The organism is Streptococcus sp. SM5, assembly GCF_027497975.1.
Genome location: NZ_JAJNSC010000001.1, coordinates 63108 through 78943 on the forward strand (window position 1 = coordinate 63108; position 15836 = coordinate 78943).

The following is a 15836-nucleotide window of genomic DNA, read 5'->3' on the forward strand; positions in this document are numbered from 1 at the left end:
TGGTCAAACAACCAACTTCTTTTCTTTTTATCCCACTACCGCTTCAGCGATTTCTTCACGGCTAATACCAGCGAAGTAGCGTGTAATATCAATAGTGTCTAAGGCTTTAAGAACATCTTCGCGTTCATATTTGACGCCACGAAGGACATCTTCTACAGCTGCAACGTCCTCGATACCAAAGAAGTCTCCATAAATCTTGATATCTTGTATTTTTGATTCGACGACATTAGCAAAGACTTCAACTTTGCCACTAGTGAATTTTGTACCACGACGGATGTTGAATTCAGGTGATTTACCGTAGTTCCAGTCCCAAGTTCCAAACTTAGTATCCTTAATGCGATTGATTTCAACCAATTCTTCTTCTGAAAAGACGTATTCAGTCATCTCTGGGTACTCTTTTTTCATGTATTCCAAGAGCAAATCACGGAATTCTTCAACTGTGATTTTTTCTGGTAATTCATTGACAATATTGGTTACACGGGCACGAACTGATTTGACACCTTTTGATTCAAATTTATCTTTTGAAACCTTGAGGGCATTAGCAAGAACTGACAAATCAACGTCAAAGAGCAAGCAACCGTGGTGCATGATACGGCCATTGATATAAGCTTGAGCATTGCCACAGAATTTCTTACCGTCAATTTCTAAGTCATTACGACCTGTGAACTCAGCTTTAACACCGAGTTGAGCCAAGGTATTAATAACTGGAGTAGAAAAGCTCTTGAAGTCAAAGGCCTTGTTTTCATCTTCTTTTGAAATGATGGTGTAGTTGAGGTTGTTTAAATCGTGATAAACAGCTCCACCACCACTGATACGGCGGACTACCTCAATACCATTTTCTCGAACATAATCACGGTTGATTTCTTCAATAGTGTTCTGGTGACGACCAACAATGATAGATGGTTTGTTAATCCAAAGAAGGAAGATTTGATCCTCATCAAGGAGGTGTTTAAAGGCATATTCTTCCAAGGCGATATTAAAGGCAGTGTCGTTTGAATGATTGATAATATATTTCATGATATCCCTTTATACGATAGAGACTGGAAAAAATTCCAGTCTAATCTATCTTCATTTTATTTTTTCTTAGGTGAATGGATGGCCATTCCTAGAACATCTGCAAATGCTTCATACATCACTTCAGAGTAAGTTGGGTGTCCGTGGATAGTTTTCAGCATTTCTTCAACAGTGATTTCCATTTCGATAATGCTTGATGCCTCGTTAATCAATTCTGCGGCTGCAGGACCGATGATGTGAACACCAAGGATTTCTCCATATTTCTTATCTGCAATGACTTTTACGAAACCTTGAGCTGCATCTGATGCAATGGCACGACCGTTAGCAGCAAAGTTGAATTTACCGATGGCAACATCGTATTTCTCACGGGCTTGTTCTTCTGTCAAACCTACTGCTGCTACTTCAGGAAGAGTGTAGATAGCTGCAGGAGTCAAATTCAACTTGGCAACAGCATGACTTCCTTTAAGGGCATTTTCAGCAGCAACTTCACCCATACGGAAGGCTGCGTGCGCCAACATCTTAGTACCGTTGATGTCACCTGGTGCGTAGATACCTGGAATAGAAGTTTCCATGTATTCGTTGACCTTGATGCGACCACGATCCAATTCAAACTCAACATCGCCAATACCTTCAAGATCCGGCACACGACCGATTGAAAGAAGAGCTTTATTTGCGATGATATCGTCTTTTCCTTCAACTTTGATACGAAGTTGACCATTTTCCTCGATGATTTCTTGCAGTTTAGTACCAGTCAAGATGGTCATTCCTTTACGCTCAAGGATCAAGCGAAGGTTCTTAGATACTTCTGCATCCATAGCTGGCACGATACGGTCCATCATTTCGATAACAGTTACTTTTGAGCCAAATGTCATGAAGGCCTGACCGAGTTCTATACCGACAACACCACCACCGATGATAACAAGGCTTTCTGGTACTTCGTTCATTTCAAGGATGTCATCGCTGGTCATGACAAGTGGAGATTCCATACCAGGGACGTTGATCTTGCTGACTTTTGAACCACCAGCAAGGATGATTTTCTTGGTTTCAAGCAATTCAGAACCATTTACCAAGACGTTCTTGTCTTTAGTGATCGTACCAATTCCTTTATGAACAGTAACTCCGTAGCTACGAAGAAGACCAGCAACTCCACCCACCAAGGTATTAACAACCTTAGACTTGGTTTCAAGGAGTTTGTCCATATCTACAGTAAAGTTTGGATTTTCGATTACGATACCACGGTTTGCAGCATGACCAATGTTTTCGATAATTTCAGCGTTATGAAGGTAGGTCTTAGTTGGGATACAGCCACGGTTCAAGCAGGTTCCACCAAGTTCAGATTTCTCAACAAGGGCAACCTTACCGCCGAGTTGGGCAGCTTTGATGGCTGCAACATAACCAGCAGGACCTCCACCAATCACAACGATATCAAAAGCATCATCGCTCTTACCATCATCGTTTGAGGCACTTGCTGCAGATGCTGGGCTAGCTTCTGGCGCTGCGGCTCCAGCTGTTGGGATATTTTCCCCTTCTTCGCCAAGGTAACCGATAACTTCCGTTACAGGGACTGTTTCACCGTCCCCTTTAAGGATAGCAATCAAGTACCCATCTTCTTCGGCTTCCAATTCCATGCTGACTTTATCAGTCATGATTTCCAAAAGGATTTCTCCTTCTTTTACAAATTCTCCGACTTTTTTATTCCATTGGACGATTTGTCCTTCTGTCATATCCACGCCGGCTTTTGGCATAATTACTTCTAAGGCCATGTCTTCCTTCCTTTATCTATATCTTTAAAATGAATACTCTTGTTCTTAAATCAACATTGAGATTGGATTTTCAATCAATTCTTTCAAGTCCTTCATAAACTTAGCACCAGCCATACCATCTACGACACGGTGGTCGATGGTTAATCCTAGGCTCATGATAGGGCGAATCACAATTTCACCATTGACGACAACTGGCTTCTCGATTGTCGAACTGACACCAAGGATAGCTGAGTTTGGTTGGTTGATGATCGGACCAAAGGACTGAACGCCAAACATTCCCAAGTTACTGATAGTAAATGTTGAATTTTGCAGTTCACTTGGAGCCAATTTGCCATCCAAGGTACGGCCAATAACATCCTTGAAGGCTACAACCAACTCTGAAAGAGTCATCTTCTCAGCATTGTAAACAACAGGTGTCATCAATCCATTATCCATCCCAACTGCCATCGCAAGATTGACATAGTTGTGAGTGATAATGGTCTTGCCATCTTCTGTCAATGAAGCGTTGATATAAGGATGCTTCATCAAGGTTTTCACAACAGCAAGTGAAAGAAGATCTGTTACAGTAGTCTTCTTCCCAGTTGCTTCCATGATTGGCTCAAGAACCTTCTTACGAAGAGCCAACATTTCAGTCATATCAACTTCATAGTTGAGCGTGAAGGTTGGCGCAGTTAGGTAAGATTCAACCATGCGTTGGGCAATAACCTTACGCATTGGTGTCATTGGAATACGCTCGATTTCACCATATGGTGTTACATTATCAGGAACTTCTTCCACTTTTTCAATCTGAGCAGGAGACTTGATGGTATCGTTTTCAATATTTTCAGGAAGCAAGGCCAAAACATCCTTCTTCATAATCTTACCACGATGACCGGTTCCTTGAATTTCCTGCCAAGCAATGTTATGTTCGAGGGCAATTCGTTTTGCAAGTGGCGAAATGCGAACCACGTTTGTGTCTTTATAAGTTTCCACGTCTTCTTTGTGGACACGACCGTTTGCACCTGAGCCAGAAACGTCGTAGAGGTTGATCCCTAAATCATCCGCTAACTTTCTAGCTGCAGGAGTCGCTCTTAGCTTGTCATCAGCCATGACCTCTCCAATTCTATACTAAGATATTAAGGACGAAGAGCTCTGCACCTAAGAGATACAAAGATTCTCGTCAGCTTTATTTTGTTTACATAACTTATCTTATGTAATTTTATTCTTTGTTATATGTTTTACGGATGGCATCTTTGATGCTTTCAACTGTTGGAATCATTGCATTTTCTAGATTTTGTGCATAAGGCATTGGCACATCTTCTCCTGCACAACGACGGATTGGTGCATCTAGATAGTCAAATGCTTCTGATTCTGAAATAATAGCTGAAATTTCACCGATATAGCCACTTGTCTTGTGGGCATCGTTGACCAGAACAACTTTACCAGTCTTCTTAACTGAGTTAATAATAATATCCTTATCAAGCGGAACAAGGGTACGTGGGTCAACAATTTCAACTGAAATGCCTTCTTCTGCTAATTCTTCAGCTGCTTGAACCACACGGCGAAGCATTTTTCCATAAGTAACAACTGTTACATCCGTACCTTCACGTTTGATTTCCCCAACTCCAAGTGGAATCGTATAGTCTGGATCAACTGGTACTTCCCCTTTTTGGTTAAATTCTGACTTGTACTCAAGGATAATAACAGGGTTGTTATCACGGATAGAAGACTTAAGCAGTCCTTTCATGTCCGCAGGCGTACCTGGTGCTACAACCTTAAGTCCTGGGATATGAGTGAACCAAGACTCTAGAGATTGTGAATGCTGGGCTGCAGAACCAACTCCGTTACCAGCTGCACAACGAACAGTCATTGGAACCTGACCTTTCCCACCAAACATATAGCGTGTTTTAGCAGCTTGGTTGACGATATTGTCCATGGCAATAACCGAGAAGTCCATGAAGGTCATATCGACGATGGGACGAAGTCCTGTCATGGCTGCTCCGGCTGCTGCTCCAGAGATGGCAGCTTCAGAAATAGGACAGTCACGAACACGTTCTGGACCAAATTCTTCAAGCATTCCAACAGAAGTTCCGAAGTCTCCTCCGAAGACACCGACGTCTTCTCCCATCAAGAACACATTTTCATCGCGACGCATTTCCTCAGACATAGCAAGGATAATGGTGTCACGGAAGGACATTGTTTTTGTTTCCATTTTATCTCTTTCTCCTTAGTCTGCGTAAATATCTTCAAAGGCTGATTCAAGCGGTGGGAATGGACTTTCTTCTGCAAATTTAACAGAAGCTTCTACTGCTTCCTTGACTTGCGTTTGGATTTCTTCCAATTCTTCGGCACTTGCAATAGTGTTTTCAATGAGGTACTTGCGAAGGTTTTCGATTGGGTCTTTTTGTTTCCACAATTCCACTTCTTCGCGGGTACGATATTTACCAGGGTCAGATGATGAATGGCCAAGCCAGCGATAAGTCACACTTTCAATCAAGACAGGCCCATTGCCACCACGAACATGGTCTACAGCTTTCTCAAATTCTTCGTAGACATCGATGACGTTGTTTCCATCTTCGATGAACATTCCAGGAATTCCATAAGCGGCGCTACGTTGATGGATATGTTCTACATTAGTCATTTTCTTGATATCCGCAGAGATACCGTAACCGTTGTTAATGCAATAGAAAATGACTGGCAGCTTCCAGATAGAAGCCATGTTCACTGCTTCGTGGAAAACACCTTCATTGGTCGCACCATCTCCAAAGAAGCAGACAACGATTTTACCGGTATTTTGCATTTGCTGACTGAGGGCTGCCCCAACAGCAATCCCCATACCACCGCCTACGATACCATTGGCACCAAGGTTACCAGCATCAAGGTCGGCGATATGCATAGATCCACCTTTACCTTTACAGGTTCCAGTGTATTTTCCAAGGATTTCAGCCATCATTCCGTTGAGGTCAATTCCTTTGGCAATAGCTTGTCCGTGACCACGGTGGTTTGAGGTAATTAGATCATCTGGATTGAGAGCCAACATAGCACCCACGTTAGCCGCCTCTTCTCCAACAGAAAAGTGCGTCATTCCTGGCACTTTCCCTTTCTTTACTAATTGCGCAATTTTTAAGTCCATACGACGGATTTCTTCCATCTTACGGAACATCTCTAGCAAAAGATTTTTATCTAAAATTGACATCTTCTTGCCTTTCTAACTTTCTTCTTACCTTACTATTTTACCGTTTTTGACAAATACTGTCAAAGTTTTTCTAAAAGAAATTTCACAAAATAAAAAAGAAAACCCCATGAAAACAAGGGATTTCCTTATCAAGAATATTTTTTCACAAACTTTTTAGCGTTTAGATTTTTCTAAAGATTCAAATCTCTTCATAATCACAGTTAAACGCCAACGGTAGAGAACCCCACTCACAACCAAACTAATAATCAAGCCGATCCAATAAGAATAAGCTCCAAAATCTGTTAGGGAATCAAAGACCATAGCTACTGGGATTGCTACGCCCCAATAACCAACCAAACCAAGGTAAAAAGGAATAACTGTATCCTTATAACCCCGCAAAATTCCCTGAAGCGGTGCCGCAAAGGTATCTGCTAACTGGAAGAAAAGGCTGTAAGTCAAAAAGCGTGCTGTCAAATCGATAAATTCTGGGTCGTTACCATAAAGACTGGCCACATTTCCTCTAAAAATGTAAAGGAAGGTTAAGGTGAAGGCCGCAAAAATGAGGGCAGTCCATCTTCCTAGACCAATGTAGGTTTTTGCATCATCAAATCGCTTGGCTCCCACTTCATAAGACACGACAATGGCCATAGCCGATGAGATACTCATAGGAAAGGCGTACATGAGAGATGAAAAGTTCATAGCTGACTGGTGACTAGCAATAATCAAAGACGAGAACTTAGCCATAATCAAACCAACCACGGAAAAGATAGCTACTTCCGCAAAGACCGTTCCCCCAATAGGGAGACCTAAGCGAACCCCTTCCTTGATTTTATCCATATTAAGCGGAATGCGTTTCTCAAGATGCAAGGCTTTGAGCTTCTCCTGTTTAAATAAAACCAGAACAGAAATTCCCAACAAGACCCAGTAGGCCAAAGAAGTCCCTAAACCTGACCCAGCACCTCCCAACTCTGGAACACCAAAGGCACCGTAAATCAAAAGATAGTTAAATCCACTATTGAGAGGAAGTAACAAAAGCATAAGATACATGGACAGTTTAGTCAAGCCCAGCGAATCCAGCAAGGAGCGAATAACGCTAAAAAGCAATAAGGGGATAATCCCAATAGATAAAAACCAGAGATAGCGAACCGCTACTGCTGCCACTCGAGCTTCTAACCCAATATGATTCAAAACAGGTGGTGCCAGGAAAAGTACTAGTCCCAGCAAGACTACAGATAGACCCAGGGCCAGATAGATAAACTGGTAAAAATCTGACGCTACTTCTTCCTTTTTCCCTCGACCAAGATGGTGACCAATGATGGGCACCAGAGCTGACACAATCCCTGTTAGGAATGTAAAGAATGGATTCCAGATACTGGTTGCCATAGACACACCAGCCAAGTCCATGGTATTGTATTGACCTGTCATAGTCGTATCAACAAAGGAGGCAGAATAATTGGCAAATTGATAAATCAGGATAGGGAAAAATATCTTTAAAAATAAGATAAACTTATCTTTAAAATGATGGGTTTGGTACATATAGGCTCTCTATTCTTTTTGTTTACAGAGCAGACTCCCACCTAGTTTTGATAGACGATTTGTCCCTTACAGATGGTATATTTAACCTGCCCTTTTAAGGTTTCACCGATGAATGGTGAATTAGCTGCTTTCGAAGCAAAATGGGAGTCCACAAGGCGGTCAGCCTTAGCATCAAAAATAGTGATGTCCGCTGGACCATTCTCAGCCAAGTAACCTGCTTCAAAGTTATAAAGCTTGGATGGGTTGTATGTCATTTTTTCAAGTAATTCCATCAATCTTAACTCACCAGCTTCCACTAAATAGGTCAATCCAAGGGACAGTGATGTTTCTAAACCAGTCATACCAGATGGCGCTTTGGTAATATCCTCAACATTTTTTTCATCCGCATGGTGAGGCGCATGGTCAGTCGCGATAACTGTGATGACGCCTGATTTAAGACCTTCGATAACAGCACGACGATCTGATTCCAAACGAAGCGGAGGATTCATCTTAGCATTGCTACCTTGTGTCAAAAGAAGTGCTTCTGTCTTAGAAAAATGCTGTGGCGCTACTTCTGCTGTGACTTGCGCACCTAGCCCCTGAGCAAACTCCACTACTTTAACACTTTCTTCCTTAGACAAATGCTGAATATGAACATGGGCCTTGGTTGCATAGGCAATCATGACATCACGCGCCATCATAGCATACTCAGCTACCCCAGTCGCACCGCAGATATGGAAATATTCTTTAGCAATATTTTCGTTAAAGCCAAGAACACCATTCAAACCTGGATCTTCCTCATGAAGACTAATAAAGGTATTAAGCTTTTTAGCTTCCTCCATGGCTTCCTTGACAACTTTACTGCTCTCAAGCGGAATACCGTCATCAGAAAAGCCAACCGCACCAGCTTCTAAAAGTGCCTGAAAGTCAGTCAAATCTTGCCCATTAAAATTCTTGGTAATGGTCGCAACCGTCTTAACATTAATCTTCTCTTTGGCAGCTGACTGGAGAACTTCTTGCAAAGTCTCAACGTCTGAAATGGTTGGACTAGTATTAGCCATCATGACAACCGTGGTAAAACCACCTGCAGCGGCTGCTAGGGCACCCGTATGGATATCTTCTTTATGAGTTTGTCCAGGTTCACGGAAATGAACATGAATATCGACCAAGCCAGGAGCAACTACAAGACCAGTAGCATCAATTATTTCGGCTCCTTCTTCCTTGACCTCAGGCGCAATTTTGATAATTTTCCCATCTTGGACCAAGACATCACACACTTGATCCAAACCAGACTTGGGATCCATTACACGACCATTTTTAATTAGTAGCATCTGCTTTCTCCTTTATTCATAGAAATCAACTTGGGTATCCAACAATTTATCCCCATCATAAACAAACTTGGCTGAAAAGAAGGGTTTATCCTCTAAAAGCCACTCAACAAAGGTGTGATCCCCTTCCCAAGTCGGCTTGCTCAGTACCTCATCATAGGGAACCCATTCTAGCGTCCCCTCATTGCAGTCAATCAAGTCCCCCTCAAACTCTGTTACTTTAAAAACATAGGTGTACCAGTCTAAATCTGGTGTAAATTCAGGAAAAGTGATAACACCTTTTAGAACTGGCTTGGCTTTAAGCCCTGTTTCTTCAAGGATTTCACGCGCAGCACATTCCTGAGGGGTCTCACCACGCTCTAGCTTACCACCCACACCAATCCATTTTCCTTTATGAACATCATTGGGTTTCTTATTACGGTGGAGCATGAGCAATTCTTTCCCGTTATCAATGTAGCAAATCGTCGCTAACTGAGGCATATTCTCTCCTTATCTAAGCCAATCGATTGGCTCTTGTCCTGTTTCTGTTAAGAATGCATTAGCCTTGGAAAAAGGCTTGGAACCCCAAAATCCTCTGTAAACAGATAAAGGACTGGGATGGGCTGATTCGATAATCAAGTGCTGAGGATTGGTAACCAGAGCCTTTTTTCTGCGTGCGTAGGCTCCCCAAAGTACAAAGACCACTGGTCTATCTAGACGATTGACCACCTGAATTACAGCATCCGTAAAAGGCTCCCATATCTGACCAGCATGACCATTGGCCCGTCCAGCAGGAACAGTCAAACAAGCATTAAGAAGCAAGACTCCTTGCTCAGCCCAAGACGTCAAATCATGAGATTTCTTAACCCCGATATCGTCTGACAATTCCTTCAAGATATTTTGCAGGGATGGCGGAGCTGGAATAGAGTCCGGTACAGAAAAACTCAAGCCCTGCGCTTGACCTGGCCCGTGATAGGGATCTTGCCCTAGAATCACCACCTTAACGTCTTCTAGGGGTGTGGTCAAGAGAGCCTGAAAAACCTTTTCCTTGGGTGGATAAATAGTCCCTTGAGAATAGACCTGCTCCATAAACTGATTGATTTTCCCGAAATAACCCTCAGGTAATTGCTCCTTAATCAAAGCATGCCAAGACGAGTGTTGCATCTTTCCCTCCTTTATCTTATCCATCTAAAAGCACGTCTTAATTCATCTGTACCATTTTTAAAAAAGCATAAACCATGTGCAAGTATAATCTTATCCGGTTTCCAGTTTAACATACGGGAAAAGGAAACCTTTGCTTCCCTTTGTCTTCCTAAAAAAGTCATCCTATAATCAATAGGAGTTTGACCATCAGGGGCTGTTACACGAGCTAAACGATAGAATTTTCTGCGGATTGGACTAGCTATTTTTTCAGGTTCAAAATTCTCTATAAGGTCTGTTACAATGAGTGTTTTAGTTGATTTATGAAAAAACACGACCTCTTCGATGACAGAACTTCCCTTAAAAATAAGCTGATCAATCTCATCAGACCATAGGTCAGGAGCCTTATCTGTTAAGGCAGCATCAAATTCCACCTTGACATTCTGACTTTTCGCTCTTTCTTCAACTCCTGGACTAGACCATGCTTGCGCATGAGGATATCTTTTTCTCCAATCTGCAATATAGGCGTAGTGAATCTTATTTGGTGAAATCAGGTAAGCGACTCTGCCCAAAGCGTCCAGTTCAGTAAAGAGTTTCTCGTTTGGCGCAATAGGAGAATGAAGCCAAAGTTTGCCATCATTTAACTTAATCACCGTCATGCGTGTCTGAAAAGGAAGTTTGAAGATCTTCATATCCATTTGAATCAAATCACCATCCACTATCCAAATATTTTGATCAACTTCCTTTAGTGTATACAATGGTTCATAAAGAGAAAGTTCTGTCCTTAACATCGTTAACCATTCCTTCGTTTTTACTGCCTCTATTATAGCAAAAAGTGGCTATGGAAACCACTTTTTACAGTTTATCTAAGTAATCCAGCAAGTCTTGGTAAGAATGGACTTCGTAAGTCGGCTGGGCTTGTGTGTGATTTTCGAGGCGATGAGGGTTGTACCAGATAGTGTCAATCCCCGCATTATTGCCACCTTGAATGTCGGCGGTTAGAGAGTCTCCAATCATCAGCGTCTTTTCTTTGCTAAACCCTGCAATCTGTTGACCAATCTTTTCATAAAAGACAGCATCAGGCTTTTGTGTTTGCAGCTGTTCAGAGATAAAGACTTGATTGAAATAAGGTGCCAGACCAGATTGAGCCAAACGTCCCGTCTGAATGGCAGTAATACCATTTGTCGCAGCATACAAGTCATAATCACGCTCGATGAGGCTATCTAATAGTTCATGAGCACCTGAAAAGGTTTGCCCCTGCTGGGCGAGGTAAAATTGGTAACTCTGGGCTAGAAAACTACCGTCTTTTTCCTGTCCAAAATTAGAAAATAAACGAGAAAAGCGCGTGTTAACCAGCTCTTGTTTACTAATTTTCTTTTGCTCCAAGTCCTTCCAGAGAGCCTTGTTCATGGGAACGTAATAGTCTTTATAGGCTTGAATATCCTCAACTCCTTCTTCTTTTAGAAGTTGCGTCAAAGCCACATCCTCAGCAGCATCAAAATCAAGAAGAGTGTGGTCAAGGTCGAAAAGTAGAAATTTGTAGGACAATTTGGTGTTTTCCTTTCTGAGTGAGAAAAAGTCGCTAATATTTATTTGGGAAATATTCTTTTCCCAACTGCCATAAATACTGATCAATCTCTTTAAGATTAAATTCGTCTAATCCGTAGTATTCTCTAAAAGCAATAATTATATTTTTAAATTTTTGATAATCTTTTAGATCTGCATTCTTAAATTTAGAAAATTTATCTGTTTTTCTAAAGTATTTCAATACCTTTTCTACATAGCTATCATAAATAGGGTATTCTTTAGGATTATGATGGGAACAGTATTTGGTAGAAAAAGAATAGAACTTTCTAGTTACTCCATTGATAGTGACATTCTGAATTTCATTGACTAAAGTTACATCACCTTGTCTCAATCTCTCGTCAATTTTAAGACTCAGAATATGCTCTGCAACTGGATAAACTGAAAAAATATTTGTACTATAAAAATCATTCAACGTAGCAACCTTTAATAAGATGTCAGAAATTTCTTCGTTACTTGGTAACAGCTCAAAAAATAATTTATCTAAAGCATCTTCTTGCAACTTATAATTTTTAAGATTTTTCCACGTTTTCAAGTATTTTTCTACTTCACTGGCTGACGGTTTAGAAATAACAATATCTGATTTCTGTTTTCTATTGTAGTTTATTTGCATATCTATCTCACTCCAAGTAGTTATTCAAAAAATTTGATAGATTAATTATACCCTAACAGCCTAGACAGCAGTACAAATTAACGCAAATTTATAAACAAACGCAAACAATTGCGGTTTCTACCGTGATTGTTATTTTAATTCATCTAGAAAGGTAGGATATCAATTTTATCAATATTTTTTTCTGAAATCTTCCGCAATTGCATCTTGAACAAGGCGTTTTATATGACGAAGATTATTTTCTTCTGAAAAACTCAGAATTTTTTTCATTAATTCGTCGCTAATTTCATAGGTAGTATTTTTGATAGAATTTAACTTATCCACCAGACTATCTGCTTGTTCTTGGATGAATAAGCGTTTTTCATCCAAGTTAGGAATCTGAAAATCGCTAAGTAAATCAAACCGAGACCTTAGGGAAGCTGGAATATATTGCAGATAGTGCTGAGAAGTCATATTGGAAGTAAAGACAATAGTATAACCATTTAGATTATGAGCGATGCCACGCCTATCTGTAAATTTACCGTCTTCTAGTAGTTCATAAAAAAAATTAAACACGGCTGGTGTCGCCTTTTCAAATTCATCAATCAAAATAATTTTAGATTTGGATGAATTAATTTTTCTAATCAGTTCGCCACCCTCATCGCTTCCAACGTATCCGAGCGGAGAACCTATTAAACTATTCAACACCCCTTCTGTCGAGTAATTTCCAAAATTAATTTTGGTAAGCTCTTCATCTGGATAGAGTGACTTTGATAAAATCTTAGCAAATTCTGTTTTACCTATTCCAGATTCACCAATCAGAAACACGGAAAAAATCTTCCGGACTCCTATTCTTTCGAGAAGTATAAAGTTTTCATACTTCTGTATAAAATCTTCCTTAAATAAATCATGACCAATTAGGTTGCTAGCAACCTCCTGTATTTTATTGCTAAACTCAGTATCACTACTATCTTTCGTTTCGTCGTCAGAATTAAAATTTTGAACTTCTGGATTAGCAAAATTTTTGTTTATCTCTTCATCTTCAAATAGAAGTGGCAACTCTTTCAGTACACTTTCGTATTTTAACTTATTTAGCCAAAAAATAAAGGAGTTAGACACTCTACTTAGCGAAAAGAAAACTCGACCTATATACTGACTATTGTAGGCGTTTAAATTCATCAAGGCTGATAAATCTATGACCAATCCATCTACAGCATCAATCTCCTCGCATATATCTTCTATTTCACTCAAATTAGTGAAATCGTAAGATAGAATACGAGTGATATCAATCCTTTTACTTTCCAAGAAATGTTCTTTTAAATCATCTATTCTTGTAACATCATATAAATAAATCACGACTCACTCTCCACATTGATTTTTTGAACAACAGCAATCACATCTATCAAATGATATGTTCCATTTAACTTTTCATAGTTGAAATCTATTTCGAATTCCGACCCAGATTCATCGCTCTTTTCAGATGATGAGGATTTTGGGATAATATCTTTTACATTGTTCGTCACGTTATTTTTCTTGGTTTGCTTACTCATAAACTCTAAAAATTTTGTTGACATGGTATCAACTTCAGAAAAATTAATCTTACCTCTATCTATTCCGACTAAGTTAAGTTTTCCAAGTTGAAAATCACTATGTCTATACCCATTCTCAAAACCTTCAACTTCTCCATAGGGGAAACGAATCAAGAATTTTTCATTACCTTGTTTGAAACTATAATCAATCGTGTAGTCAGTCAAGAAAGTAGAAAGTAGGTTTGACATATTTAACTCAATTCCCTCCGTACTGGGATTGTCCAACTTGCTAGCCTGTAACACTTGCAATATAAGTGGAATATCTTGTGCATTTACGGGATTAAGAGTTACACTGTCAAATTTTATTAAATCTCCTTGCTCTATGTTCTCAGCTTGAAAATTTTTGGACATTTCATAGACTTTTCTAAAAATCGTAGATTTAGTGCTTTTAACTTCGAAACTTTCACTAATTTTACTTTCCGTAGTTAATTCGTTGCTATTTCCATATCCTGAATACAAACCATTTCTCGTTCCAATTTCAAAAAAGTTTTTGTGACTTGTTGTACTGCTATTTTCCTTCTGAATAGTTGTCTTGACAGTATCATCAATTAAGGTAGCAATTTCATAAGACTTAGCCGAATTGAGATATACTAAGTTGAAATAGTCTATGTTTGACTGAGAATTATCTGCTGCTGTATTAATTTTATTGATAGAGTCTATCCGCCAACTCCCAGAAATCAATATTGCACTAGCCATTAGTAATACATTTAAGTCGATATTGGCTATAGTAATTAGATAATCCAACGCGGGCTGGAGCAGTACATATAATATAGTTACAAATAGAAATTCATCCTTCTTTTTATTTCTTAAAAAGTAAAAGGACAATATTGTCACTACAGCAATAATCATCTTATGTCCAGAATACGGTTGTAATATATTAATTTTAAACAACCAACAAATGATTGTATATGCAACCAATGTATAGCTAATTATTCTACGATAATTTACACCTAGGAAAAAATTTTTTACCACTAAACACCTCTAGCTTTCTTAATCTTATATTTATAAATCATTACAAAAATAGCAGAAATAATTTTTTATAATTCGATTATACCACAAGCCCAGAGATCAGTTTTTAAAAAAAAAATATACTTATACCTCGATCAATATAACATCCTGAGATGTGTTCTATATTTGTATTGAGCTAAATTCCTTAAAATCAGCAACACTCTTCCAATCAACAAGTCGATTTTTTAAAAGAAAGAAACAAAAGCAAAAGGCTAGGACTGCTGTAAGCTCCCCCAAACAGAGGGATACCAACTCTTTTCTAACTTTCTCTTTTTGTATTTTCATCATCACACCCATCAATCTATCATCCTAAATCAGAAAAAACCATTCGAACCAGTTTATCATCAACATTTCTCAGAATTAAGGCATTCTAAGAATCGAATAGTTCATTCTGCTTCAATATCAATGCAATTCTAAACTTAGAATTACATTAAAATAAATGTTTTGGCACTCTTCTAAGCCATTGATTACCTTAAATTTTAGTTTTTGAAGGATTCTAAAGCTAGAAGAACTCAAAAATGAAGATAACTAAGCTATTCGAAGCTTAGAAGAACCTTTTCTAAAATCCATACCCACTTTAACTAGCGACGCTTACAATTCTTCTGATGTGATTTGAGTTTTTTCAGAGCCCAATCATAGTGACTGGAGGTGCTACTGACAAAGTAGGAACCTAGACTTGTCCCACCTGTCCACTTATAGACACCTTTGGTAAAGAGTTCGTCATTGCTAAAAACTTCTATCAACTCTAAAACCTTCCTATGTGATTGTTCTAGGAGTCTAGTCGCTTCTTCTAAGGAGGTTTTCTGGTGCTTCTTCCAAAAAGCGACATTCATTTCTCCATAAGTTTTCCAATTATAAGATTCAGGGAGAAAAAGTCTTTCGAGACCTTCTTGATTAGAATGTACCCAAGTCAAAAGTAACTGCTGCCATTCATAAAGATGAATCAGGACATCTCTTAGATTCTTATCCCTTTTCCAGTGAGCTTCTTTTTTCTTTGGGTCTCTTGATAAATCAAATGGAGTCTGTAGCTCATCTTCACTTAGTTGGGAGATGAAACGATTAAGCTTTTCATAGTTTTCCTTAGAGGCCAGTACTAGCTCCTCTTTTGTTTTAGGTCTTGGCATAGAGTTCTCCCTTCATATCTCTAGTTATTATTAGAGATTTTTTATCCTT

15 protein-coding genes are annotated in these 15836 nt (G+C 39.3%); all 15 read right to left on the bottom strand.

All coding sequences use genetic code 11. The annotated features are described in order from the left end of the window. Window positions 1-27: 27 nt before the first annotated feature. The 15 genes from PAN07_RS00270 to PAN07_RS00340 all read right to left on the bottom strand — a co-directional run bounded on the left by PAN07_RS00270 (window position 28) and on the right by PAN07_RS00340 (window position 15787). Window positions 28-1017 carry a lipoate--protein ligase gene (locus tag PAN07_RS00270; RefSeq protein ID WP_020901378.1) on the bottom strand — a complete coding sequence of 330 codons (990 nt, stop codon included), beginning with the start codon at window positions 1015-1017 and terminating at the stop codon, window positions 28-30. A 56-nt stretch (window positions 1018-1073) separates the two neighbouring features. Further along, the gene (gene lpdA / locus PAN07_RS00275) at window positions 1074-2777 is read right to left on the bottom strand and encodes a dihydrolipoyl dehydrogenase (protein ID WP_064276157.1); all 1704 of its coding nucleotides are present in this window, start codon (window positions 2775-2777) and stop codon (window positions 1074-1076) included. 45 nt (window positions 2778-2822) lie between these two features. After that, complete coding sequence (locus tag PAN07_RS00280; protein ID WP_000752717.1) at window positions 2823-3866, bottom strand: dihydrolipoamide acetyltransferase; 1044 nt, start codon at window positions 3864-3866, stop codon at window positions 2823-2825. A gap of 109 nt (window positions 3867-3975) precedes the next feature. Further along, a complete protein-coding gene (locus PAN07_RS00285) occupies window positions 3976-4968 on the bottom strand; it encodes an alpha-ketoacid dehydrogenase subunit beta (RefSeq protein ID WP_000448714.1) in 993 nt (330 codons plus the stop codon). A 15-nt stretch (window positions 4969-4983) separates the two neighbouring features. Further along, complete coding sequence (locus tag PAN07_RS00290) at window positions 4984-5952, bottom strand: thiamine pyrophosphate-dependent dehydrogenase E1 component subunit alpha (RefSeq protein ID WP_023948180.1); 969 nt, start codon at window positions 5950-5952, stop codon at window positions 4984-4986. A gap of 153 nt (window positions 5953-6105) precedes the next feature. Further along, entirely contained in the window at window positions 6106-7467 is a 1362-nt protein-coding gene (gene pdrM, locus PAN07_RS00295) for a sodium-coupled multidrug efflux MATE transporter PdrM (protein WP_269796692.1), read from the bottom strand. Window positions 7468-7508: 41 nt separating this feature from the next. Further along, window positions 7509-8777 carry a dihydroorotase gene (locus PAN07_RS00300; RefSeq protein WP_064276153.1) on the bottom strand — a complete coding sequence of 423 codons (1269 nt, stop codon included), beginning with the start codon at window positions 8775-8777 and terminating at the stop codon, window positions 7509-7511. Between the two features lie 12 nt (window positions 8778-8789). Further along, a complete protein-coding gene (locus PAN07_RS00305; protein WP_001135786.1) occupies window positions 8790-9254 on the bottom strand; it encodes an 8-oxo-dGTP diphosphatase in 465 nt (154 codons plus the stop codon). A 9-nt stretch (window positions 9255-9263) separates the two neighbouring features. Further along, entirely contained in the window at window positions 9264-9917 is a 654-nt protein-coding gene (locus tag PAN07_RS00310; RefSeq protein WP_269796693.1) for a uracil-DNA glycosylase, read from the bottom strand. Window positions 9918-9928: 11 nt separating this feature from the next. Next, window positions 9929-10684: a DUF4336 domain-containing protein gene (locus tag PAN07_RS00315; protein ID WP_084863435.1), complete on the bottom strand. Its 756-nt coding sequence runs from the start codon at window positions 10682-10684 to the stop codon at window positions 9929-9931. Window positions 10685-10748: 64 nt separating this feature from the next. Next, window positions 10749-11441: a YjjG family noncanonical pyrimidine nucleotidase gene (locus PAN07_RS00320; protein ID WP_020901385.1), complete on the bottom strand. Its 693-nt coding sequence runs from the start codon at window positions 11439-11441 to the stop codon at window positions 10749-10751. 34 nt (window positions 11442-11475) lie between these two features. After that, complete coding sequence (locus tag PAN07_RS00325) at window positions 11476-12090, bottom strand: hypothetical protein (RefSeq protein ID WP_020901386.1); 615 nt, start codon at window positions 12088-12090, stop codon at window positions 11476-11478. 168 nt (window positions 12091-12258) lie between these two features. Further along, entirely contained in the window at window positions 12259-13422 is a 1164-nt protein-coding gene (locus PAN07_RS00330) for an AAA family ATPase (protein ID WP_020901387.1), read from the bottom strand. Then, on the bottom strand, window positions 13419-14504 hold the full coding sequence (locus tag PAN07_RS00335; protein WP_084863433.1) for a hypothetical protein: 1086 nt from the start codon (window positions 14502-14504) through the stop codon (window positions 13419-13421). Before PAN07_RS00335 ends, PAN07_RS00330 begins: the two co-directional genes overlap by 4 nt. A 740-nt stretch (window positions 14505-15244) precedes the next feature. Next, window positions 15245-15787 carry a ClbS/DfsB family four-helix bundle protein gene (locus PAN07_RS00340; protein WP_084863432.1) on the bottom strand — a complete coding sequence of 181 codons (543 nt, stop codon included), beginning with the start codon at window positions 15785-15787 and terminating at the stop codon, window positions 15245-15247. Window positions 15788-15836: the final 49 nt, after the last annotated feature.

Coding starts and splice junctions, on each gene's coding strand:
- PAN07_RS00300 (WP_064276153.1), bottom strand. CDS start 8,777: ATGCTACTAATTAAAAATGGTCGTGTAATGGATCCCAAGTCTGGTTTG.
- PAN07_RS00305 (WP_001135786.1), bottom strand. CDS start 9,254: ATGCCTCAGTTAGCGACGATTTGCTACATTGATAACGGGAAAGAATTG.
- PAN07_RS00315 (WP_084863435.1), bottom strand. CDS start 10,684: ATGTTAAGGACAGAACTTTCTCTTTATGAACCATTGTATACACTAAAG.
- PAN07_RS00285 (WP_000448714.1), bottom strand. CDS start 4,968: ATGGAAACAAAAACAATGTCCTTCCGTGACACCATTATCCTTGCTATG.
- PAN07_RS00280 (WP_000752717.1), bottom strand. CDS start 3,866: ATGGCTGATGACAAGCTAAGAGCGACTCCTGCAGCTAGAAAGTTAGCG.
- PAN07_RS00335 (WP_084863433.1), bottom strand. CDS start 14,504: ATGATTATTGCTGTAGTGACAATATTGTCCTTTTACTTTTTAAGAAAT.
- PAN07_RS00290 (WP_023948180.1), bottom strand. CDS start 5,952: ATGTCAATTTTAGATAAAAATCTTTTGCTAGAGATGTTCCGTAAGATG.
- lpdA (WP_064276157.1), bottom strand. CDS start 2,777: ATGGCCTTAGAAGTAATTATGCCAAAAGCCGGCGTGGATATGACAGAA.
- PAN07_RS00310 (WP_269796693.1), bottom strand. CDS start 9,917: ATGCAACACTCGTCTTGGCATGCTTTGATTAAGGAGCAATTACCTGAG.
- PAN07_RS00270 (WP_020901378.1), bottom strand. CDS start 1,017: ATGAAATATATTATCAATCATTCAAACGACACTGCCTTTAATATCGCC.
- PAN07_RS00325 (WP_020901386.1), bottom strand. CDS start 12,090: ATGCAAATAAACTACAATAGAAAACAGAAATCAGATATTGTTATTTCT.
- PAN07_RS00340 (WP_084863432.1), bottom strand. CDS start 15,787: ATGCCAAGACCTAAAACAAAAGAGGAGCTAGTACTGGCCTCTAAGGAA.
- pdrM (WP_269796692.1), bottom strand. CDS start 7,467: ATGTACCAAACCCATCATTTTAAAGATAAGTTTATCTTATTTTTAAAG.